This is a genomic window from Salegentibacter maritimus (assembly GCF_016236975.1).
Classification (GTDB): Bacteria; Bacteroidota; Bacteroidia; order Flavobacteriales; family Flavobacteriaceae; genus Salegentibacter; species Salegentibacter maritimus.
The window spans coordinates 123,802-145,244 of the sequence record NZ_JAEHNY010000012.1 but is presented as its reverse complement, the minus strand read 5'-3'; the positions used below and the strand labels follow the sequence as shown (position 1 = coordinate 145,244).

Annotated in this window: 22 protein-coding genes and 1 tRNA gene; 10 read left to right on the top strand and 13 right to left on the bottom strand. The window is 36.9% G+C overall.

The features are described from left to right. Positions 1-66 precede the first annotated feature (66 nt). A protein-coding gene (locus I6U50_RS13360) for an IS3 family transposase (protein WP_198639025.1) occupies positions 67-1,199 on the top strand; the annotation gives its coding sequence in 2 pieces (ribosomal slippage) (positions 67-328 and positions 328-1,199; 1,134 coding nt in all). A 294-nt stretch (positions 1,200-1,493) separates the two neighbouring features. Here I6U50_RS13360 and I6U50_RS13355 read toward each other — a convergent pair. The 6 genes from I6U50_RS13355 to rseP all read right to left on the bottom strand — a co-directional run bounded on the left by I6U50_RS13355 (position 1,494) and on the right by rseP (position 8,365). After that, entirely contained in the window at positions 1,494-2,648 is a 1,155-nt protein-coding gene (locus I6U50_RS13355) for an erythromycin esterase family protein (RefSeq protein WP_198639199.1), read from the bottom strand. A 143-nt stretch (positions 2,649-2,791) separates the two neighbouring features. Next, positions 2,792-3,688 carry a hypothetical protein gene (locus I6U50_RS13350; RefSeq protein ID WP_198639198.1) on the bottom strand — a complete coding sequence of 299 codons (897 nt, stop codon included), beginning with the start codon at positions 3,686-3,688 and terminating at the stop codon, positions 2,792-2,794. A 293-nt stretch (positions 3,689-3,981) separates the two neighbouring features. Further along, positions 3,982-4,737: a PepSY-like domain-containing protein gene (locus tag I6U50_RS13345; RefSeq protein WP_232805942.1), complete on the bottom strand. Its 756-nt coding sequence runs from the start codon at positions 4,735-4,737 to the stop codon at positions 3,982-3,984. A 362-nt stretch (positions 4,738-5,099) separates the two neighbouring features. Next, a complete protein-coding gene (locus I6U50_RS16100) occupies positions 5,100-6,713 on the bottom strand; it encodes a mechanosensitive ion channel family protein (RefSeq protein ID WP_198639196.1) in 1,614 nt (537 codons plus the stop codon). Between the two features lie 163 nt (positions 6,714-6,876). Next, positions 6,877-6,950 (bottom strand) — tRNA-Asn (locus I6U50_RS13335). Between the two features lie 98 nt (positions 6,951-7,048). Beyond that, positions 7,049-8,365 (bottom strand): RIP metalloprotease RseP, encoded by a 1,317-nt coding sequence (rseP, locus tag I6U50_RS13330; protein WP_198639195.1) that lies wholly within the window; start codon positions 8,363-8,365, stop codon positions 7,049-7,051. Between the two features lie 219 nt (positions 8,366-8,584). On the opposite strand from rseP, the gene I6U50_RS13325 reads away from it, so the two are divergent. From I6U50_RS13325 to I6U50_RS13310, 4 genes are all read left to right on the top strand, one after another. After that, positions 8,585-9,256: an SCO family protein gene (locus tag I6U50_RS13325; protein ID WP_193712055.1), complete on the top strand. Its 672-nt coding sequence runs from the start codon at positions 8,585-8,587 to the stop codon at positions 9,254-9,256. A 73-nt stretch (positions 9,257-9,329) separates the two neighbouring features. After that, on the top strand, positions 9,330-9,566 hold the full coding sequence (locus I6U50_RS13320; RefSeq protein ID WP_394370625.1) for a FeoA family protein: 237 nt from the start codon (positions 9,330-9,332) through the stop codon (positions 9,564-9,566). A 1-nt stretch (position 9,567) separates the two neighbouring features. Beyond that, positions 9,568-11,670: a ferrous iron transport protein B gene (gene feoB / locus I6U50_RS13315; RefSeq protein WP_198639193.1), complete on the top strand. Its 2,103-nt coding sequence runs from the start codon at positions 9,568-9,570 to the stop codon at positions 11,668-11,670. A gap of 23 nt (positions 11,671-11,693) precedes the next feature. Continuing rightward, entirely contained in the window at positions 11,694-11,843 is a 150-nt protein-coding gene (locus I6U50_RS13310) for a hypothetical protein (protein ID WP_193712058.1), read from the top strand. On the opposite strand, the gene I6U50_RS13305 is transcribed toward I6U50_RS13310, so the two are convergent. From I6U50_RS13305 to I6U50_RS13285, 5 genes are all read right to left on the bottom strand, one after another. Beyond that, the gene (locus I6U50_RS13305; protein WP_198639192.1) at positions 11,840-12,115 is read right to left on the bottom strand and encodes a type II toxin-antitoxin system RelE family toxin; all 276 of its coding nucleotides are present in this window, start codon (positions 12,113-12,115) and stop codon (positions 11,840-11,842) included. The two genes, I6U50_RS13310 and I6U50_RS13305, sit on opposite strands and share 4 nt — an antisense overlap. Then, positions 12,096-12,311, bottom strand: a complete 216-nt coding sequence (locus tag I6U50_RS13300; RefSeq protein ID WP_193712060.1) for a hypothetical protein — start codon at positions 12,309-12,311, stop codon at positions 12,096-12,098. Before I6U50_RS13300 ends, I6U50_RS13305 begins: the two co-directional genes overlap by 20 nt. Before the next feature lie 111 nt (positions 12,312-12,422). After that, positions 12,423-12,827: a hypothetical protein gene (locus tag I6U50_RS13295; RefSeq protein WP_198639191.1), complete on the bottom strand. Its 405-nt coding sequence runs from the start codon at positions 12,825-12,827 to the stop codon at positions 12,423-12,425. A 123-nt stretch (positions 12,828-12,950) separates the two neighbouring features. After that, positions 12,951-13,772: a ZIP family metal transporter gene (locus tag I6U50_RS13290; RefSeq protein WP_198639190.1), complete on the bottom strand. Its 822-nt coding sequence runs from the start codon at positions 13,770-13,772 to the stop codon at positions 12,951-12,953. Beyond that, positions 13,773-14,429, bottom strand: a complete 657-nt coding sequence (locus tag I6U50_RS13285) for a metal-dependent transcriptional regulator (protein WP_193712063.1) — start codon at positions 14,427-14,429, stop codon at positions 13,773-13,775. It abuts the gene before it with no gap. 122 nt (positions 14,430-14,551) lie between these two features. Between I6U50_RS13285 and I6U50_RS13280 the strand changes: the two genes are divergently transcribed. Further along, positions 14,552-16,906 carry a TonB-dependent receptor gene (locus tag I6U50_RS13280; RefSeq protein ID WP_198639189.1) on the top strand — a complete coding sequence of 785 codons (2,355 nt, stop codon included), beginning with the start codon at positions 14,552-14,554 and terminating at the stop codon, positions 16,904-16,906. Then, positions 16,893-17,399 carry a thioredoxin family protein gene (locus tag I6U50_RS13275; RefSeq protein WP_232805941.1) on the top strand — a complete coding sequence of 169 codons (507 nt, stop codon included), beginning with the start codon at positions 16,893-16,895 and terminating at the stop codon, positions 17,397-17,399. The genes I6U50_RS13280 and I6U50_RS13275 overlap by 14 nt, the downstream gene beginning before the upstream one ends. A gap of 15 nt (positions 17,400-17,414) precedes the next feature. Here I6U50_RS13275 and I6U50_RS13270 read toward each other — a convergent pair whose 3' ends face one another. Then, on the bottom strand, positions 17,415-18,149 hold the full coding sequence (locus I6U50_RS13270) for a TerB family tellurite resistance protein (protein WP_198639187.1): 735 nt from the start codon (positions 18,147-18,149) through the stop codon (positions 17,415-17,417). Positions 18,150-18,471: 322 nt separating this feature from the next. Between I6U50_RS13270 and I6U50_RS13265 the strand changes: the two genes are divergently transcribed. The 3 genes from I6U50_RS13265 (at position 18,472) to I6U50_RS13255 (ending at position 20,593) form a co-directional block, all read left to right on the top strand. Continuing rightward, positions 18,472-18,882, top strand: coding sequence for a BrxA/BrxB family bacilliredoxin (locus I6U50_RS13265; RefSeq protein WP_193712067.1), 411 nt, complete (start codon positions 18,472-18,474; stop codon positions 18,880-18,882). Positions 18,883-19,106: 224 nt separating this feature from the next. Next, positions 19,107-19,838 (top strand): lysophospholipid acyltransferase family protein, encoded by a 732-nt coding sequence (locus I6U50_RS13260; protein ID WP_193712068.1) that lies wholly within the window; start codon positions 19,107-19,109, stop codon positions 19,836-19,838. Between the two features lie 101 nt (positions 19,839-19,939). Further along, positions 19,940-20,593: an HD domain-containing protein gene (locus tag I6U50_RS13255; protein ID WP_198639186.1), complete on the top strand. Its 654-nt coding sequence runs from the start codon at positions 19,940-19,942 to the stop codon at positions 20,591-20,593. A gap of 3 nt (positions 20,594-20,596) precedes the next feature. On the opposite strand, the gene I6U50_RS13250 is transcribed toward I6U50_RS13255, so the two are convergent. Next, positions 20,597-21,382 carry an Fpg/Nei family DNA glycosylase gene (locus I6U50_RS13250; RefSeq protein ID WP_198639185.1) on the bottom strand — a complete coding sequence of 262 codons (786 nt, stop codon included), beginning with the start codon at positions 21,380-21,382 and terminating at the stop codon, positions 20,597-20,599. Positions 21,383-21,443: the final 61 nt, after the last annotated feature.

Sequence of the window (21,443 nt, the reverse complement as noted above, 5' to 3'; positions counted from 1 at the left end):
TGTAAGCTACCCTTAAAAACGAACTGTTTAAAAGTATAATATATTTTATAACTTTAAACAGTAATTATGAAGAAGAGTAGATATTCACCACAGCAAATCGCAAAGATTTTAAAGGAGTTTGATAACGGAAAAACGGCCGTAGAGATCAGCCGTGAATATGGTATTAGTACAGCTGCATTCTATAAGTGGCGGGAACGTTATGGCGGGATGAACGGCAAAGAGCTGAAGCGCCTGAAGGACCTTGAGGAGGAGAACCGAAGGCTGAAGCAGATGTATGCCAATCTATCCCTGGATCATCAAATAGCCAAAGAAATCATCGAAAAAAAGCTTTAAAGCCCTGCCGTAAAAGAACCATAGCCAAAGAACTTACGCGTTACGGTATTAGCAGGGCGTGCCGTGTTTTAAATATGAGCAAAAGCGTTTTTTATTACAGGCCAATTCCAAAGGATGATACTGCTATCGAAGAAGCTCTACAACAGAAAGCTAAAGAACATAGCGAAGAAGGCTTCTGGATGGCTTACGATCGTCTAAGGAGTGAAGGCAAGCCCTGGAACCATAAACGGGTGTACAGGGTCTATAAAAAACTTGGTTTAAATTTGAGACGAAAGGTAAAAAAGCGTTTACCTGCCAGGGTTAAAGAACCCCTGGAGGCTCCCATAGCTCCTAATCGTTGCTGGAGTATTGATTTTGTGACCGATGTCCTAGAAAATAAAAGACGCTTCCGTGGCTTAACCGTAATTGATGATTACAACCGAGAAGCATTGCATATAGAAATTGATTTTTCACTGCCTAGCAAACGTGTCGTCTGGGTATTGAACCATTTGATTAATCGCAGGGGAAAACCCAAAAAAATAAGAATGGATAATGGTCCTGAATTTGTTGCTAAGATCGCTTCAGAATGGAGCCAGATGCAAGAAATCGACTTTCAGTATATTCAACCTGGGAAACCAACCCAGAATGCTTTTATAGAGAGATTCAATGGAACATATCGAAGAGGCGTTCTCAATAAGTACCTCTTTGAAGATCTAAATCAGGTAAGGGAACAAACCGAGACCTGGATGGAAGATTACAACAATGTAAGACCACATAATGCACTGGGAAAAATGGCCCCCGTAGCATACGCAAAAACTCATTCTCCTGTCGGTACCGACAGGAGAATGAAAAATGATATTTTTGGACAATCAAGCAGTTCTAATTAGGGGAAGCTTACACCAAGACCAATCCAACTTCGTTTTTGTCAATTGCTGATACGTCGAAAAAAGTTTTATTCTCAGTTGCTTGTTCAATAGTATAATTGGAAAAGAAAATCAATGTAAATGTTCCCAAAATTATAATTGAAATAATCAGCTTTAATTTTCTTTTATTCATATTTCTTTCCAGCTTAATTGAATGTAACGTTTCGTATAACCGTCACTTACGGGTTTTAAGTTAATGTTTTTAAGTTTAGAACTGGACTAGGGCTGTTAATAGGATACGTTGCTTACAAGTGTAATTTATTTTTCATATTTAACTTCCTCTCCTTTAGCTATAAAAACAAGAGCGTCAAAGTGATTAAGTAATTTCGCTTTGTTATTTGGTAAATTAAAAATATACAAATCATCAAACTTTTTATTAATCAATTCTTTGTTTGCTGAAATTATTTTTTTTGAATCTATAAAATAATTTTTCTTTATTGATGGTAGGAAGTTTAAAATGGACTTACTTTTTCTTGAAGCTCTTTCAGTTTCATTTTTAGTTCTAGTAGGAGGTAATTCAATGGTACCGAAAGCTATATGATAAGAAGTTTTTGGATTTAATTGTATAAACTGATAACCCATAGTTTGCCCCTTCATTAACTCATTGTTAGATTTTGACATATGTCCGTTTGCCAACCAAATAATAAACTTTTTATTAGGATATTTTTTCACTAAAAAATCAAGGTTTTTAGCCATTTGTTTGTCTCGAATTTTCACTCTGTTCTTATCTGAGTTGTTATCTTTAACGGTGTAAAGTTTTACTGAACTTTTGAAACTTTCTAGAATTTGAACCCATGTTTTATTTGTTTTAATTAATTCATTTGATAAAAGTTTAGCGAGATAATCATTAACATATTCAATTTCTTCTTTTGATATTGTATTGATTACTTCATATTCATCTTTTATAATGGTTTTTACAAGTTTTGTAAATTCTTCATCGAGTTCGATATTATTTGTTTTTAATAACTCTGATAATTTTATAGTGAAATATTTATGAGAATAAGCAGTAGGAATTCTACTATCAAACCCCCAGATAGTAACTTTGTTTTTTTTCAAAAAATCAAAAAGTTCTTTGCATTGTTTAGATTTACTCCAAATTGAATATAAATTCCGTTTATCATGGTCAAATAACAAAGCAAAAAAATCACTTTCAAAAATAATATCCTTAAAACCGTGTTCATTAACTAAATATTTCACAAATTCTGTTTTGGCTATAAAATCAGAACCACTATAATGAACTGATTCTCCCAAAAAGATGGTTTGTTTTTCATTAATATTTTGACTGACAATGTTTTTAACTTTATCTGTTAGTAAATTATCTAATGAATTCAATTCGTAGGTACTTTCTTCAATTTGCGAAAACACAATTTGATGTAAAAAAAATAATATTATTAGTATGAGTTCTTTCTTCATTATAGCTGCCAAACATCTCGCTTACAACCAGTTAATGAAGTAAGGCGCGCGGCTTTGTCGGCTTAGTATTGGTTTGTTGGTCAAGTTAATTATTTTCTTTCTAACGCTGCCGTCTACTTGCGATGAACCATTGTTGTGCACTGTTAATTTATTACCGTAGATTTTGGTTTAGATCCAACAAACTCTGATTTTAATAATGCTTGAGTAACTTTATCATCGTAGTATAAAGTCCAATAATTATCTGAAGCCATCTTTTTCCAAGGATCATCCCCTAAATATTTCATTCTCTGTAGTGTAATATCCACACCGTTATTACCCCACCGATAATATTCTGATTCATAGTCACCATTTTTTTCTGTTGGATCATGTTCAGCTTCCATATTCAATTTTGAATTTACAACTTTGATAATGTCTTCTAAATCAGTGGAACTAATTTTTCTTTGTATTATAGAATGGATGAAATTGTCACCTATAATTTCCATATCTATATCATTATTGGGAATGTATTCAACAGATTCAAGACTGAAATTTTCAAAGTTTGTCACGTCCTTAACTTCAAATTCATTTCTGTCTATAGAATCTCCTATTGTTAAACCGGCTATTTTAAACGGTATATTATTTATTTTTCTATTCTCCTTTAATTTTTCATTGCTTTTTAGGTCATATGCAATTGGATAAAAATTTTCATCAAATAACAACAGTTTTGTTTTTCCTTTAAAATCTCTGATGTCAAAAAATAAAGTATCTGTGATCAAAGTATCATTATTTGGAATGAAGTTTAAGTTTGAATCATATTTTCCAAAAGCCACTTTTTGGGTGATAATTATACTAGAATCTAAAGTTTTAATTGGAATAAGTGAATCTCCAACCATTTTACCCCTTTTTTGATCAAAACTTGTGTATGAATGGTAGTTGCCTTTATCAATTTTAATTTCATTATTTAAAGTCCATTTATAATTTAAAAAGTCTTTCTTGTTTGCCTCATTATCTGAACAGGAGAACATCAAAAATGATAGAATAATTAATAATAATTTTCTCATATTTCGTTAACATTAATTGTGCACAACTCATTTTATCTCCCAAAATACACTTATTTAACCAAATATAATTCAGGATAACCTGCGGTTTCGCTAAATATAAATCAATAAAACAAAACAAGCTTACGGAAAAACGTAAAGTAAGACCGAAAAAATCACTTTTTAAAACCCTGTAAGGCATTATCACGCATAAACAAAAAAACCGGCCTTTTTAGGACCGGTTTTTCTGTTTTACTCGATAATCGAAACCCCCAGGCTGTGCCTTAAGGTAATTGAATTTGTTTTTTCTTTAAACTTTAATCATCATCCCCGTCATCGTCATCGTCGTCATCATCATCTTCGCCATTTCCATCCTCTACATTTAGCAAGTTTCCTTCCAGGTCGAATTCCAATTCTACGCCATTATTCAGGGTTACCTCATATTCATCTTCATCAACTTCTGCTTCAATAATGATATTATCGGGATAGTTTTCTGTGATGTAATCCTGGATTATCTGCGGCAATTCACCCGGATTAATATCTTCTTCGTCTTCGCCCTCTTCATCTTCATTTTCGTCTTTTGCCTGACCTAGAAAATTTCCTTCTCCGTCAAAAATAAGCTCGATATCATTATCCAACTCTATCTCGTAGTTTCCATTGTTCTCCAGCTCAGCTTCGTCTATACCCAGTCCCGGGAAATTATCGCTTATAAAATCCAGGATATTCTGTGGCAATACTGCCGGATCAATTTCTTCATCATCAAATTCATTTTCCTCATCATCTACTCCCAAAAATTCTCCCTGAGCATTAAAAATCAACTCGGTATCATTGCTAAGCTCAATTTCAAAATTCTGGTTATCTTCAATTTCGGCTTCCACAATGGTAAGTCCGGGGTAATTTACTGTTATATAATCCAGAATACTTTGTGGCAATGTTGAGGTTTCCACATGTGAATCAGCCGAAAAAGCTACGGCATTTAAATCTGGCTCATTGGTATCGTCGCTCTCTGAGCACGATTGAAATAATAGCATTAATACTAAAATTCCCGGTAAATAATTAATTTTCATATTCATACATTTAAATTAGTGTTTAAGTGTGTATTCCTTAGCATATATAACGCCTTAGTCACTTTTACATTGTATAAATTCTTATTATTTACAGTATTTCAACAGCTGTCTTAAAAGCATGCACTTAAAATAAAGTTTCTACTTAATTTAGAAAGAAGTGTTTTATACGGCCCTTTTCTACTGATAAAAATGTTCTGGAACTTTTATTTTAAATCTTCATCCTGAATTTATTTCAAGATCCAACATATTTTTAAGCTGAATATAAATTAGAATCCCGAAAGGGTTCCTGGAAAAACCTGTAAATCCCGCTACCCGGATTTCTACTGTAATTCTCCACCGGGATAATCAACCTATAAAATGAATGAATGTTAGTCTTTTCTCTTCAAAATTGGATGATCCCCATCGCGAATTGAAGAATATATCGGCGAGAGTATTTCTATATTGGCTTCATTAAAGGCATCCTGGATATTCTCATGCAGGTTTGAAAGGATTTGTTGGGATTTTCGGGGGTTGTTGGTATAAGCGTTAATCTCATAACTCACCGAAAAATCATCTAATGCAGTTTGCAGTACAAACGGCCGGGGTTCTTTATTAACCGATTCTACCTGCGAGGCAGCCTCAATTAATAGCTCGTGCACTTTCCGCCAGGGCACATCATAACCAATTGTAACTTTTGAGTGCAATACCAAACCGAGCTTACCGGCATTTGCGGTATAATTTATAGTACTACCGGTTAAAATTGCGGCGTTGGGAATAGCCACTTCCTCGTTCTTAACGGTACGCACCTTAGTTACAAGCATGGTTTTTTCAATTACATCTCCAACTGTCTCCCCTATCTTTACCCGGTCTCCTATCTTAAATGCACGCATATAGGTAATCACCAGGCCGGCTATTATATTACCAATAGCCGTAGAAGAACCTAAAGAGATAAGTAATCCAAGAAAAACACTTACGCCCTGAAAAACTGCCGAGTCGCTTCCCGGTAAGTAAGGAAAAATGGTAATAAAGGCAAATGCCCACACAATTACCCTTAAGAGGTTAAAGGTTGGCCTGGCCCAATCTGAATAAAACCCCGGGAGTTTCAGCTTTTCTTTTTCAACTTCGGTAGAAAGGAAATACAAAAACTTAGTTACAAACCGGGCAATAAGAACTATAATAAATATTGTAAACAAGTTAGGTATGTACTTCAGAATAGCATTTCCAAAATTCTTAAGAGGATTAACTATATGGCTGAAAATGGTATTAGATAGTGGCTCGGTAGCAGGAAATATACTGAAAAGTAAAGGGAGTGCGAGACTAAAAAGAAAAATGATTATGATCCATTTCAAAACTTTTAGTGCCTGCATAATAAGCCACCTCTCCTTATTTACCGATATAAATTCATAATCTTTAATCTTGATTCCTTTAAGATAGCCCGATTCTCTATCAAGAGATTTATGAATAAGAAAGTTAATTCCCCGGTTAAGGAATTTAATTAGAAAAACAAATACAACCAGTGTTAGGACCAACAAGCCTATTCGAATCCATTTTTTGTACCACACCTCCTTTTTGTGGTAGCTGAGGCCTACCTCAATGATGGAAGTCAAATATCTCTGGGCAAGATTTTCCTGTGAATCTTTTAAGAATACTGCATCTTGCGGAGTAACACTGGCGAGGCTCAGGTCTTTATACTTTAAGATAATGAGCCCTGAATTTTCTTGAAGGTAAAATAGAGTGCTGTCTACCTCTTCCCCTTGAAAAAGTTTGTTAATCAAATTAGTACTGCGTTGAGCCCTCTCCCTGGCAGTATATGGCCCCAAAGCCTCAAACACAACAAAAAGGCTATCCTCTTTTAAATATACCGGGAAACCCGTCCTTTTCTTTTTAAGTGTGTCGGCAACCGAAGCTGCGTTTAAAAGACTATCGTTTGAAACATCCTGGGCGAACAGAGCACCTGCCCATAAACATATACAAAAAACCGATAAACACTTTAGCTTTTTCACTTTTGAAGTATCTCACCTTTCTAATTTACTAATTAATTATCAATTTCTACATCTGGAGCACTTAAGGCACCTGGATTCAAGATAAAAAAGGATATCATTGATACTCTAAAAGACTTTAAACGAAAAAAACCAGCCTTTTTCAAGACTGGTTTCTTCTATTTTGCTCCTCCTCTTGGGCTCGAACCAAGGACCCTCTGATTAACAGTCAGATGCTCTAACCAACTGAGCTAAGGAGGAGTGTTTTGCTCTTTAGCGGTTGCAAATATAAGTCAAAATTTAAATCACCACAAAACAAAAATCCACTTTTTTTTGAATAAATTTTACTCGCTTCCGTATCACTCAAATAACCAGCGATATACATCATTACCATTAGCATAAAGAACCAAAGCGATTAAGATAAAAAAGCCGAGCATTTGGGCTATTTCCATAAACTTATCGTTGGGCTTTCTTCCGGTTACCATTTCATATAAAAGGAACATTACATGCCCTCCATCTAAAGCGGGGATAGGTAAAATATTCATAAACGCCAGAATAATGGAAATAAGTGCCGTTGTATGCCAAAAGCCTTTCCAGTTCCAGGTATCGGGGAACATATTTCCAATAGCTCCAAAACCGCCCAATTGAGAGGCTCCTTTTTGGGTAAATACATATTTAAATTGCGCGACATAGTCGTGCAGGGTCCAATAACCATAATCAAAACCTTGTTTTATACTTTCAACAAAGCCATATTTTTGCGTTTTAATTTCAAAATCACGACGCGGGGTTATTCCAAGCTTCCCTTCCTCATCGGGCGTAACCATGGCGCTCTTTATCTCATCGCCACGTTTAAAAATCACCTCTACTTCTTTTCCTTTGTTTTCGGCAGCTACCGGGCCAATGGTATGCCAATAACCTATTTCCCTATCGTTGATAGAAATTAGACTATCTCCTTTTTTCAAGCCGGCCTTAGCTGCGGCCATTTCGGCAACCACACTATCTAAAACTGGATTTTGAATAGGAATAAAAGGCAACATAACGCCCTGTTCCCACATTTGCTCGCCTATATTTTCTGGCACCTCAATAACCTCTTCATTTCCATCCTGATGCAAAACAGTAATATTGTTTACATCGCGCATAAAGAGGTAACGATTTACATCGTCGCTATTTTGAAGGGCTTCACCGTTAATTTCCAGAACCCGGTCGCCATCTTTAAATCCATATTGCTTAAATTCTTCAGCTATTGCAAAACCTTCCGGCATTTGCTCAGGGCCAATATAATTTTTACCCCAAACAAACATAATCATCATATAAATAAGAAAACCAAGTACCAGGTTTACAGTAACCCCTCCAAGCATAATAATAAGTCGTTGCCAGGTTGGTTTACTTCTAAACTCCCATGGCTCTGGGGGTTTTGCCATTTGTTCCTTATCCATACTCTCGTCTATCATCCCCGATATTTTTACATATCCGCCCAACGGTAACCAACCAATACCGTAAACAGTATCGCCTATCTTCTTTTTAAAGAGAGCAAACTTCACATCAAAAAAGAGGAAAAATTTCTCTACCCTGGTTTTAAATAACTTGGCGGGTATAAAGTGCCCCAGTTCGTGTAAAACAATAAGTAAAGACAAGCTTAACAGTAACTGTATGGCTTTAACTATAAATGGATCCATGTGTAATTCTTCAAATTTTTAAGTCGCACAAAAGTAATCTTTTATAGCATCCTAGAAAAGTTAAAAGCCTTTCGGTTTCAACACACTGAAATTTTAAGTTTTAAACTGCGACAAATTAATCACCAGGCCTTAATTTTGCAGAAAGTTTTCCCAGATTTTAATGTATAAGGGAAACCGGGTTCAGAAAAGTATTAGTTCAATTTGTGTTAATTTAAAAATATGCGCAACCTATTTAACTGGCTTAAAAAATTTGCTATTGTATTGTTTATACTCTCCGCAATTATCGTGTATAGTATTTACACCCTTCTAACTCCCAAAGAACGTCTACCCGTCTATCAACCAGATATGGTAAATGTTGAATTAGTAGATTCAACTGTACAACACGTGCGCAAATACCATACGGTTAAAGATTTTGAGTTGATTAATCAAAACGGTGATACCATTACGCAAGATTACTATAAGGATAAAATTTATGTGGCCGACTTCTTTTTTACCACCTGTCTTACCATTTGCCCTGTAATGACCGATCATATGTTGGATATTCAGGAGGAAATTAAAGACGATCCCGAAGTATTATTACTCTCACATACCGTTTTCCCAAAAACCGATTCGGTTCCCGTTTTAAAAGCCTATGCGGAAGAAAAAGGCGTTTTAGATGAAAAATGGAACCTTGTTACCGGTAGCAAAAAGCATATTTATGAGCTTGCCAGAAAATCTTACCTGGCTTCTAAAAGCAATGGCGATGGCGGGCCTTACGATATGATACATACCGAAAATTTTGTGCTTGTAGATAAAGAAAAACGAATTAGAGGCTTTTATGATGGTACTGATGCCGAAGCCATAGAAAGCCTAATGCACGATATAGAGGTTTTAAAACAGGAATATCGATAAAATAGTTTTTTTCCATCAAATTTTTTACTGCTGAATTTTTACCTTACTTTTGTCTTGTTTAAATTTAATCTAAATAAAAGTGATTAGAACTCTGGCCGACCTAAAACGTGGAGAACGTGGGATTATCAAAGAATTTTCAGAAGAAAATATTCCGTTAAAATTACTGGAAATGGGTTGTTTGCCGGGCAATGAAGTAAAAATGTTGCAATTGGCACCCTTTAAAGATCCAATGTATTTAAACATTAACGGTAGCCACCTGGCCATAAGAAGAGAAATCGCTTTACTTATTGAAATTGACCTTATAAGCTAAGATGGCCAAACAAATAAATGTTGCGTTAATAGGGAACCCCAACACCGGCAAGACCTCGGTTTTTAATCAGCTCACCGGATTAAACCAAAAAGTGGGGAATTATCCCGGAATAACTGTTGAAAAAAAGGAAGGTATTTGCAAGCTCCCTCGCGGACTAAAAGCGCATATTTTAGATCTTCCGGGCACCTACAGCCTAAATGCTTCTTCTCTAGATGAAAATGTGGTTATAGAATTATTGCTCAACAAAAGCGATAAAGATTACCCCGATGTTGCCGTGGTGGTGAGCGATGTAGAGAACCTTAAACGAAATCTACTACTTTTTACCCAAATTAAAGACCTTGGAATTCCAAGTATCCTGGTAATTAACATGGCCGATAGGATGGAGCGAAAAGGCATCTCCCTGGATGTAGACCTACTGGAAGAACGCTTAAAAACAAAAGTTTGCCTGGTAAGTGCCCGTAAAAACACAGGAATTAATGAACTCAAAGAAGCCATAATTAATTACAGGCATATCCCAGATGAACCCTGTGTGAATGCCCCTGTAATAGCCCCCGAATATTTTGAAAGGTTAAAAAAGGCTTTTCCCAACCAATCTATATATAAACTTTGGTTGGTAATTACCCAGGATGTTAACTTTGGGAATATCAATAGAAAAGAGATTACCAATTCGGCATATTTTGAAACTAAATCCCATACCGAGTTAAAAAAACTACAGCATAAAGAAACCATACTTAGGTACCAGTTTATCAATGGTGTTTTAAAAGAAACTTTAACGGTCGATTCCAGTTCAGCAAAAGACCTTCGTTCTCGTTTAGACCGCATCCTTACTCATAAAGTTTGGGGCTACGCGATATTTTTCGCTATCCTTTTGCTCATATTTCAGGCAATTTATAGCTGGTCTAGCTATCCTATGGACCTTATTGATGAAACCTTTGCCTTTTTAAGTGAATGGACCAAAATAAATTTCCCGGCAGGATCCTTTACAAATCTTATTGCCGAGGGTATTATCCCCGGGCTTGGGGGCATTGTTATTTTCATTCCTCAAATAGCCTTTTTGTTTTTATTCATCTCCATTTTAGAAGAAACAGGCTATATGAGTCGGGTGGTTTTTTTAATGGATCGCATTATGCGAAAATTCGGACTTAGCGGAAAGAGCGTGGTACCCCTGGTTTCGGGGACTGCCTGTGCCATTCCAGCGGTGATGGCCACCCGAAATATTGAAAGTTGGAAAGAACGATTAATCACCATTTTGGTGGTACCATTCACCACCTGCTCGGCACGTTTACCGGTTTACTTAATTATTATTGCCCTGGTAATTCCAGACGAAAGCGTTTGGGGCTTTAACCTGCAGGGCTTAACTTTAATGCTGCTTTACCTACTTGGTTTTGGTGTAGCTATTGGGTCTGCATGGGTCTTAAATTTAATTCTGAATATTAAAACCCGAAGTCAATTTGTTATTGAAATGCCCAATTACAAAATGCCCATGGGCAAAAACATTGCGATTAATGTGGTAGAAAAAACAAAAGCTTTTGTTTTTGGTGCAGGAAAAATAATCCTGGCAATATCTATTATTTTATGGGTTTTGGCCAGTTATGGGCCGGGAGACAAATTCAACAATGCCCAACAAATAGTGAGCGAACAATACGATAACCAAAGTAACGTAACCGAAGAACAACTTGAAGAGGAAATCGCCTCTTTTAGATTAAAAAATTCTTATATCGGGATTATGGGAAGGGGTATTGAACCAGTGGTAGCTCCCCTGGGTTACGATTGGAAAATTGGCATTGCCATTATAAGCTCTTTTGCCGCTCGTGAAGTTTTTGTAGGAACCCTGGCTACAATCTATAGTGTAGGCAGCGATGAAGAGGAAACTATTAAGAACCGCATGGCAGCAGAGATAAACCCAATTTTGGGAGGCCCCCTATTTACTTTTGCCAGTGGAATAAGCTTATTGTTATTCTATGCTTTTGCCATGCAATGTATGAGCACCCTGGCTATTGTTAAAAAAGAGACTAATTCTTGGAAATGGCCCGTATTACAATTGGTGGTTATGACCTTATTCGCCTATTTTGTAGCGCTGGCTGCTTTTCAATTATTAAAATAAATGTAAATCAAAGATTCATAATTATGGCACTAATACAAGAAATACTCGTTTTTATCACCTTCGCGATCGCCCTGGGATATATGTTTACAAAATTCATTTGGAAACCCGCTTTTTTAAAAAAGAAGTCTGAAAAAGCAAAAGCCTGCGGAGTTTCAGGTTGTGGTTGTGATTAATCTCTTTTTGGAAAATATCTGTAAATCTCTTTTCGTTGCAAAAAACGAACAAGCAGAATTTCTTGTTCAGTCAACTTTTTAATGCCCAATCTATAATCACCTATTCGAATTCTATAAAAATCTTTAAATCCTTTAAGCTTTTTAATCGGTTGTTGATTTAAATTTTCTTCATTTTGAAGCTCTTCAATTTTTTTAAAAAGCTTTTCTTTAACTTTTTTATCAGTGATTTTTGCAGTGTCTTTTGCCAGGCTTTTACTGATTCTTACCTTCATCTTTTAAAAGTGATTGTTTAAAATCTTCCAGGCTCATTTCTTCTTCATTTACTCCTTCCTCAATTGCTAATCCAAACGCATATTCCTCTAATTCGTTAGACTTTAAAAATTGAGCTTCAATGCCAAGTTTATTGGCAAGTTTTATAAGCAACTTTAAATCTTCTTTTGATTCTCCTTTTAAAATTACTGATTCCATAATAAATTTTTAATTACAAGATAAGGGTTATTTCTCATTTGTACTAAGTCTCTTAAATGATAAAATTCATTTTAAGGGCTAAGCCTGCGGAGTTTTAGGTTGTGGTTGTGATTAATTTTCTAAGTTTTCAGTTATCTTCAACTTAAGCTGGTAATCTGAAGCCTTTATCTTTCGGGAAGTTTTGGGATACGGGCTAAGCGACAGGAATTTTATCTTAACATCCTCATTAAAAAAACTGGCCAGGCCGGGCGCATTAGTAACTGCATTGCTACGCAAACTAATAATCTTTGTTCCTAAAGATTTATTGCCTTCAACTATTTCTACCAGTATTTTTGCTTCGCCGGCCCAAATACAAGTCACATCATCTGGGCATCTTGAATCTTCCAATACCTCTTTAAATACAATTTTTTTGTCTTTAAAATTGAAAGATTCCCCCAAAGAAGTTGTAGCAGAATAATCTGTAATTTCCACCTCCTGTGCTCCTGCAACAAAACTGAAAAAACAGAAAATAAGCATTGGTGAAATCGGTTTTAAGAAAAGAAAAACCGTATTAAATCGCCTTAAGCCTGGATTCGGTATCAATATGTGCATAGCCTTTATTATTAAAGACTAAAACACTAAACCAATGTTGCAAAAGGTTTAACCTAAACCAACATCCAGGGTCATCATCACCATAAATCCAACTATAAAGCCCATAGTGGCAATATCGGTATAATTTCCTTTTTGCGATTCCGGTACTACTTCTTCCACTACCACAAAAATCATAGCCCCGGCAGCAAATGAAAGCGCATAAGGCAAAATAGGCTCAAAGGTCAATACCGCCCAGGCACCAAGCACTGCGGCAAAGGGTTCTACAATAGCCGAGAGTTGACCGAAATTAAAACTTTTCCACCGGCTCATTCCCTGTCCGCGCAGTGGCATGGCAACAGCAAAACCTTCCGGGAAGTTTTGTAAACCTATTCCAAGCGCCAGGGCGACGGCACCACCTATAGTCGCTCCTTCCAACCCTGCACCGGCAGCTCCAAAAAGTACGCCCACGGCCAGGCCTTCAGGAATATTGTGTAAGGTAATGGCCAGGGTAAGCAGAACAGATTTATGCCAGGGGGTTTTAATCCCTTCTTTTTCGCTCATTTTAAAGTTTACGTGCAAATGGGGAAGTATTTTATCAAGTCCAAAAAGAAAGATTGCACCTAGCCCAAATCCAATAAGTGGTGGTACTGTTTTTTCAAAACCTTCGCCGGGACTCATTTCTATTCCGGGTGCCAATAAACTCCAAAAACTGGCAGCAACCATAACCCCACCGGTAAACCCAAGCATACCGTCAAATAATTTTCTATTCATATTTTTAAATAGAAAAACCAGGGAGGCACCTGCAGCCGTAAGTAACCAGGTGAAAATTGTAGCGAACAATGCAGCTAAAACCGGGTCTAATTGCTCAAAATAAGCGATTACATCTTCCATTTATTGTGTTTTTATATATAGGTTGTTAGATATTAATTGAGATATTCTTAATTCTCTTTCTTCTATAACAATTAGCATAGAGCCATCAAAGGCTTCCTTTTCCAATACTTTAATTTCTTTTCCCAGTGAGATATTGTTCTTATCTAAAAATCTTAAAAATTCAGATGAAGAATCCTTTACCCCAACGCAAATCCCTTTTTCCTCTTTATCAAGCTCAGCAAGCAACATTTTATTTGCTACGCTAAAGTTCCCTTCGGCATCGGGAATGGGATCGCCATGAGGATCACGCTTAGGGAATCCCAGAAATTTATCCAATTCCCGGGTAAGTTTTTCAGATTTAATATGCTCTAATTGCTCAGCGATATCGTGTACCTCGTCCCAATTAAAGTCCAATTTTTCTACAAGAAAATATTCCCATAAACGGTGTTTTCTAACCACCTGAATGGCTGTCTTCTTCCCCAATTCACTTAGTTTCACCCCCTGGTATTTCTTGTAAACCACCAGCTCCTTTTCCGATAACTTCTTTATCATATCGGTAACCGAAGAAGCCTTGGTCTCCATTTCTTCCGCCAGGGCATTGGTACTCACACCTGCCTGGTATTTTTTTTCTAAATGAAAAATTGCTTTCAAATAATTTTCTTCCGAAAAACTAAACATACTCAGCTTTTTTTGCTAGCCAAAAGTACATATTTAATTTTAAAAAACAATATTTTTAGTCTTGTCTAAATTTATTTTATACATTTGAAAAAAATATAAAGTTGAAATTTTATTTCTGAAATATGAAAAAGTTAATTACCCTATTGACACTGGCCACTTCAATAGCCATGGCCCAAAATTCTGAAACCAATATTTCGGGTACCATTACCTCAAACGGAGAAGTGGTACCTTTTGCAAGTGTGTATATAAAAGATAAACCAATAGGTACCGATGCCGATGTGAACGGAAAGTATGAATTAAATGTACCTACGGGATCTACTACTATTATAGCAAGATCTCAGGGATATCGGTCTCAAAGTAAAGAGATAGAAGTTACAGATAACAAAAAACAAACTATAAATTTTTCCCTCATTGAAGATGCCCTGGGTTTAGAGCAAGTGGTGGTAAGCGCTACCCGTAACAGGATTAGTAAAAAAGAAGCGCCGGTAATTGTAAATGTGCTTAGTCCCAAATTATTTGAAGCCACCCAGTCTATCTCCCTGGCAGACGGTCTTAATTACCAGTCGGGGGTGCGTGTGGAAACAAATTGCCAAAACTGCGGCTTTACACAGGTTCGCCTTAATGGCCTGGGAGGTGAATATACCCAGGTATTGGTAAACAGCCGACCCGTTTTTAGTGCCTTAAACGGGGTTTATGGTTTAGAGCAAATACCTATTAGTACTATTGAACGGGTTGAAGTGGTGCGCAGTGGTGGCTCGGCGTTATTTGGCTCTAATGCCATTGCAGGAACCGTAAATGTAATTACCAAAGAACCCATAAACGATAGCTGGGAAGTGAGTTCAAACCTTGCGCTTATAGATGGAGAAACAGCCGATAGAAATGTAAACCTGAATGCTTCAGTAGTTAGTGAAGACTTAAGCAGTGGAGTTACGGTATATGGGATATTTCGCGATCGTGATGCCTATGATGCCAATAAAGATGGGTTTAGTGAAATCACAAAACTTACAAATAATTCCATGGGTGCCAAAGCATTTTTAAGACCCAATGATAACAGTAGAATTGGCCTGGATTTTACCGGAATTAGAGAGTATAGACGTGGCGGAGACCGTATTGACCTGGCACATCAGTTTACCGATATTACCGAAGAACTGGATCATAACACTATTTTTACAGGCCTAGACTACGAATTATGGGACGACGAACGTAAAAATAATGCCTCAGCCTATATTTCTGTGCAGCATACAAATAGAGACAGTTACTACGGAGGTTTAGGTGGCGGCCGCAGCAAAGCCGATTCTATCGCGGCCAATAATGCTTTTGGAAAAACCACAGATCTTGCGGTGGTTTCAGGAGCAAAATATAGCCGTAGCTTCTCTAATAAAGATGTTCTTACCACCGGCCTGGAATATCAACTAAATGAAACAAAAGATGAGATTACCGGCTATAACCGCATTGTTGATCAGAAGGTGAATAGCATTGGGCTTTATGGCCAGTACGAATGGAAACCCATTGAAGATTTTACCGCATTAATTGGGGCTCGCTTAGATCACGTAAGCGTAGATGGTTTGTATGGCATTCAAAACATACAACGTTCTACAGAAATTAGTGAAACAGTATTAAGCCCGCGTTTAACTATTTTGTACAACCTCTCGGAAAATTTACAATTCAGAGGAGGTTATGCTCGTGGATTTAGGGCGCCCCAGGCTTTTAACGAAGACCTGCATATCTCTTCGGTTGGCGGGGAACAGCGATTTGTTATTCTTTCAGAAAATTTGGAAAGTGAATTCTCCAATGCCTATACAGCGTCTTTTGATTTCACTAAAAATTACAATAAAGTACAGACCAATTTTTTAATAGAAGGATTTTATACAAGTCTTAAAAATCCGTTTACCATAGTTAGTACCGGCACCTCGCTACCCAATGGCTCTATTTTAGAGGAGTCTCGAAACGGCTCTGGAGCTTATGTGGCGGGAACTAATATGGAATTTACAATTTCCCCAAACGAATCTTTATTTTTCCAGGCCGGGGCCACCATACAACGTTCTACCTTTAAAGAAAACCAGGTTCTTTATGAGGCCGATGGAGATTCTGTCGGGGAAGAAGATGTAATTTTAGACGAATTTATTCGCTCGCCCAATGTTTATGGCTTTTTAAATTCTAACTGGAGCATAAACGACAACTTTAATTTAGACCTAACCGGAAGCTATACCGGCTCTATGATAGCACCGCGGGTTGTTAGCGAAACCGGTTTTATAAAATTGATAGACACAGAAGATTTTCTGGATATGACAGCAAAATTCACCTATCACTTTGATCCTATAGAAAATTTTCACGTAGAACTAAGCGGTGGTGTACAAAACCTATTTGACAGTTACCAAAATGATTTTGACCAGGGCCCACTTAGGGACTCCGATTATATCTATGGCCCAAACCGGCCAAGAACCGTATTTATAGGATTAAAATTTGGCGATTTTTAAAACAAGAATTATGCGAATGCAAGGCTACTTTTTATTCATTCTACTACTGGTATTTCCTAGCGTAAATGCTCAGAAAAAAGCTGAAATAAATTGGAAAAGCTGGGCAGAACTTGAACAGGCACTAAAAAAAGCACCAAAGCCGGTATTTATCTTTTTTCACGCCGAATGGTGTGCCTATTGCAAAAAAATTGAGCGGGAAATATTTACAAACCAAAAAGTAATAAACAAATTAAATTCAGATTATTACGCGGTAGAAATGGATGTTGAAACTACCGATACCATCTATTTCGACAATATAAAATTGGTGAACAAACAAGCCCTTACCCAAAGAAATGGGGTTCACCAACTTGCACTATTGCTGGCCAATCGCAAAGGAACACCATTTTCGCTACCGGCCACTATTATTTTAAACAGTGATTTTGCCGTAAAAAAACGGATTTTTGAATATTACACCTCAGCCGAATTGCTAGAAATTTTACAAGAAGGAGATTAGGGAACATGCTATAAATTATATTCCGCGTTCCTTTTGAATTTGTTCGTAAGCTTCCTGGACTTTATTGAACTTTTCCTGCGCCCCTTTTCTGTAGGCTTCATCCATATGTCCTAATTTATCGGGATGGTATTTTTTCACCATCGTGCGGTAGGCTTTTTTAACTTCGGCATCACTGGCCGATTTCTCGATCTCCAAAATTTTATAAGCATTATCGGCCGATTTAAAGAACATGGCTTTTAAGCTCTCAAAATCCATTCTGCCAATTCTAAGGTAACCGGCAATTTCCTGGATTACCCGTGCTTCAGCATCGCTTACTTTTCCATCGGCCTGGGCAATTCCGAATAAAAAGTGGATAATTTGTAAACGTGCCGGGTATTTTGTTCTGGCGGCCAAATACTGTGAAATTCTTAATGCTGAAATTTCACGATTCTTAACCAACTCATTAAAGGTTCTAAAGGTTGCATTAGCGCGTTCCTTCCCATAAGCCTGCACAAAGTAAGAGCGCACATAATCCATTTCAGATTGCGAAACCTGCCCATCGGCCTTAATCACCAGGGAACATAAAGACAATAAATTAAGTTCGAAATCGCCGGGAGAAACTTTTTGATCTTGCTCTCCAAACATTTGTTTAAATGCTCCACCACTACCGCGGCTCCAGTTATCTATAAGGGTTCCTACAATAAATCCTAAAATAGCTCCCGGAAACCGAAAATACATATAGCCAATTACGGCGGCAATCCACTTAAACATGAAGAAAATTTTTAATAAGCGGCAAAGATACTATTTTAGTAGACAATGAAGGTTTAAATGCTCTAAGGCTTAGCTCGAAATTATTCAATGGTTCTTAAAGAAAAGCTCGTGAGCTTGCTACCAGGTAATTTACTCATTAAATGAGATTTAAAAGCCAAAAGCCTTACAGCAATTTTTAAAGGTAGAGCCTTGTGATACCCAACATAAAATAAAAGCCTTCATCAATTTATCCTATCTCCACATAATTAATTGGAATATGGACTCCTGAAGTTAATTTGGTATCTTTGTAACTTACAAAAGTTTAATACAAAAAAACAACTATATGTATCCAGCAGATTTAGTAAAACCTATGCGAGAAGACCTTACCAGCATTGGTTTTGAAGAATTACACAGCGTAGAAGATGTAGAAAACGCCATGAAAAAAGAAGGAACTACCCTGGTAGTTGTAAATTCGGTTTGTGGATGTGCTGCCGCCAATGCAAGACCGGGCGCAAGAATCTCTTTACAAAATGCAAAAAAACCAGATAATTTAGTAACTGTTTTCGCAGGGGTAGACAAAGAAGCTACCGAAAAAGCGCGTAGCTTAATGGTACCTTTTCCTCCATCTTCGCCTTCCATGGCACTTTTTAAAGATGGTGAATTAGTACATATGCTAGAGCGTCACCACATTGAAGGCCGTCCGGCAGAAATGATTGCCGAAAACCTTGTTGGTGCTTACAACGAGTTTTGCTAAGCAGCTATATCTAGTATAAACTATTAAATGACTGGTTGAAAAGTCTTATTGCGTCAAGCTGAACTTGTTTCAGCTTCTAGGTTAATTTGAAACTAGATCCTGAAACAAGTTCAGGATGACGAACAAAATCAATTTTTCAACCAGTCATTTTTTATTTCCCTTTCCCACATTTGTACTTGCAGGTTTAAGGCTTAAATACTTAATTTAGCCGCATAATTTATGTGATGAAAAAAATACTTTCATATCCGCTAACGGCCCTCTATTATCTTTTCTTTTTTATTAATCTACTGGTTTTTCATCCAATTCAATGGCTTTGTCTAAAGCTAGGTGGCTACCAGGCACATAAGAAAAGTGTAGATATCTTTAATTTCTTTTTAATGCGTTGCCTAAATGTATTAGGTACGCGGTTTAGCTTTGATAATCCCTACGATATCCCGATAGAAAAACCCTGTATCTTTATCTCAAACCACCAGGGAATGTACGATATTCCACCCATAATTTGGTATTTAAGAAAACACCATCCAAAATTTGTAAGTAAAAAAGAACTGGGAAAAGGCATCCCCAGTATTTCTTTTAATTTACGCCACGGAGGTTCTGTATTAATTGACAGAAAAAACAAACGGGAGTCGCTTATTAAAATGAGTAAATTTGCTAAATATCTTACTAAAACCAACCGTTCTGCAGTTATCTTTCCCGAAGGCACACGAAGTAGAACAGGAGCCCCTAAAAAGTTTGCGGTAAGTGGTATGCAAATGCTTTTTAAACAAATGCCTGAAGCACTTATTGTTCCCATAACCATCAATAATTCCTGGGAACTCTTTAAACACGGCAATTTCCCAATGGAGCCGGGAGTTCATATAAAATTAAAGGTTCACGAACCTATTCCCGTAGCTTCAGACGATCCGGAAAGCCTGGTTGCTAAAGTAGAAAGAACCATTATTGCCGATATTAAATAAATTTAAAAACCGTCTGTAGGTATATTAAAACGTCATCCTGAAAAGCCGAGCAGGTTCAGCGTGACGAAACTATACTTCCAAAAATATTCTTTGATTTGAATATGAATAAATCTCAGGTTTTAAAAAATACCGAAGACTTCGTAAAAGAAAGCCTTAAAAATGCGGAAGGTGGTCACGATTGGTTTCATATTCAACGGGTTTGGAGAAATGCGAAATTAATTGCGAAAACTGAAACTGCCGATCTTTTTATCGTAGAATTGGGTGCGCTTCTCCACGATATTGCCGATTCTAAATTCCATAATGGCGACGAAACCATAGGGCCTAAAGTGGCTTCAGAATTCCTTAAAAAACAACAGGTTTCTGCTGAAATTATAACACAGGTGGTAAAAATTATCGAAAACGTATCTTTTAAAGGAGGAAATGTTCAGCAGGATTTTAACTCAATTGAATTAAAGATCGTCCAGGACGCCGACCGGCTGGATGCTTTGGGAGCTATTGGTATTGCCAGGACTTTTAATTACGGAGGGTTTAAAGAACGTGCGCTTTATAACCCCGAAATTAAACCCAGGCTCAATATGAGCAAGGAAGAATATAAAGCTTCTAGCGCCCCAACTATTAATCATTTTTATGAAAAGTTGCTTTTACTAAAGGACCGAATGAACACTAAAACCGGAAAGGATATTGCCCAAAAACGTCACGAGTTTATGGAAATGTACCTGGAACAGTTTTATGCCGAGTGGAATGGGGAGCTTTAAAAATCAAGCTTTTTCTTTTTGACAGGCAGGGCAAAAATAGGTGGTTCTCCCGGAAATTTTAATTTGCTCTATTTTACCGTTGTTCCGCGGACAGGCTGCAGCTTTTTTTCGCACCGAAGTCAGATAACTTTCAGGAAGTTTTTTTCCTTCCATCCTGGCCTTTTTCACTACTTCTAAAACCTCAACAATGTTTTTAAAAATTTCGGTTTTCTCTTTTGTTGAAAGTTTATTCACCCTGGTGGCCGGGTGAACCTTAGACTGAAACAGCACCTCATCGGCATATAAATTTCCAATTCCGGCAATGAGTTTTTGATTCATTAGCAAACCTTTTATACTTCCGGTTTTAGCCTTTAAAATCTCTAAAAACATCTCTTTTTTAAGCGCCAAAGCATCAATTCCTAAATTATTCTCTTTTTGAAATTGGGCTAAGCTTTCAGCTAAATAGAGTTTTCCGAACTTCCGGGGGCAGGTAAAGGAAAGCCTGGAATGATCCTGAAAAGTTAGCGTAAGTTGCGCATATTTTGGAATCTCGTTGTGCTGGTAGTATACTAGCTTACCGGTCATCCCAAAATGTACCACCAAACATCCCTGCTTTTCTAAATTGAGGAACAAATATTTTCCCAAACGCTCGCTAGTGGTAAAATGATTGTTTTGAAGCACTTTTTCAAATTCACTTTTATCTGACTGGTATATTTTTTTATCCCCGGTTTCTACTTTTACAATCTTTTTATGCAAAATAGTAGCATCGGCATATTTTTTTTGATAGGCAACTTCAGGTAGTTCCGGCATATTTTCTCTGTTCTCTGTTCTCTGTTCTCTAAAATATTAATGATTTCAGCATAAAGCTTAT

What these genes read in the sequence shown, in the direction of transcription:
- I6U50_RS13355 (WP_198639199.1), bottom strand. Translation starts at nt 2,648, where the DNA reads ATGAAGAAAGAACTCATACTAATAATATTATTTTTTTTACATCAAATT.
- I6U50_RS13350 (WP_198639198.1), bottom strand. Translation starts at nt 3,688, where the DNA reads ATGAGAAAATTATTATTAATTATTCTATCATTTTTGATGTTCTCCTGT.
- I6U50_RS13345 (WP_232805942.1), bottom strand. Translation starts at nt 4,737, where the DNA reads ATGAATATGAAAATTAATTATTTACCGGGAATTTTAGTATTAATGCTA.
- rseP (WP_198639195.1), bottom strand. Translation starts at nt 8,365, where the DNA reads ATGGATCCATTTATAGTTAAAGCCATACAGTTACTGTTAAGCTTGTCT.
- I6U50_RS13325 (WP_193712055.1), top strand. Translation starts at nt 8,585, where the DNA reads ATGCGCAACCTATTTAACTGGCTTAAAAAATTTGCTATTGTATTGTTT.
- feoB (WP_198639193.1), top strand. Translation starts at nt 9,568, where the DNA reads ATGGCCAAACAAATAAATGTTGCGTTAATAGGGAACCCCAACACCGGC.
- I6U50_RS13310 (WP_193712058.1), top strand. Translation starts at nt 11,694, where the DNA reads ATGGCACTAATACAAGAAATACTCGTTTTTATCACCTTCGCGATCGCC.
- I6U50_RS13305 (WP_198639192.1), bottom strand. Translation starts at nt 12,115, where the DNA reads ATGAAGGTAAGAATCAGTAAAAGCCTGGCAAAAGACACTGCAAAAATC.
- I6U50_RS13300 (WP_193712060.1), bottom strand. Translation starts at nt 12,311, where the DNA reads ATGGAATCAGTAATTTTAAAAGGAGAATCAAAAGAAGATTTAAAGTTG.
- I6U50_RS13295 (WP_198639191.1), bottom strand. Translation starts at nt 12,827, where the DNA reads ATGCTTATTTTCTGTTTTTTCAGTTTTGTTGCAGGAGCACAGGAGGTG.
- I6U50_RS13290 (WP_198639190.1), bottom strand. Translation starts at nt 13,772, where the DNA reads ATGGAAGATGTAATCGCTTATTTTGAGCAATTAGACCCGGTTTTAGCT.
- I6U50_RS13285 (WP_193712063.1), bottom strand. Translation starts at nt 14,429, where the DNA reads ATGTTTAGTTTTTCGGAAGAAAATTATTTGAAAGCAATTTTTCATTTA.
- I6U50_RS13280 (WP_198639189.1), top strand. Translation starts at nt 14,552, where the DNA reads ATGAAAAAGTTAATTACCCTATTGACACTGGCCACTTCAATAGCCATG.
- I6U50_RS13270 (WP_198639187.1), bottom strand. Translation starts at nt 18,149, where the DNA reads ATGTTTAAGTGGATTGCCGCCGTAATTGGCTATATGTATTTTCGGTTT.
- I6U50_RS13265 (WP_193712067.1), top strand. Translation starts at nt 18,472, where the DNA reads ATGTATCCAGCAGATTTAGTAAAACCTATGCGAGAAGACCTTACCAGC.
- I6U50_RS13260 (WP_193712068.1), top strand. Translation starts at nt 19,107, where the DNA reads ATGAAAAAAATACTTTCATATCCGCTAACGGCCCTCTATTATCTTTTC.
- I6U50_RS13255 (WP_198639186.1), top strand. Translation starts at nt 19,940, where the DNA reads ATGAATAAATCTCAGGTTTTAAAAAATACCGAAGACTTCGTAAAAGAA.
- I6U50_RS13250 (WP_198639185.1), bottom strand. Translation starts at nt 21,382, where the DNA reads ATGCCGGAACTACCTGAAGTTGCCTATCAAAAAAAATATGCCGATGCT.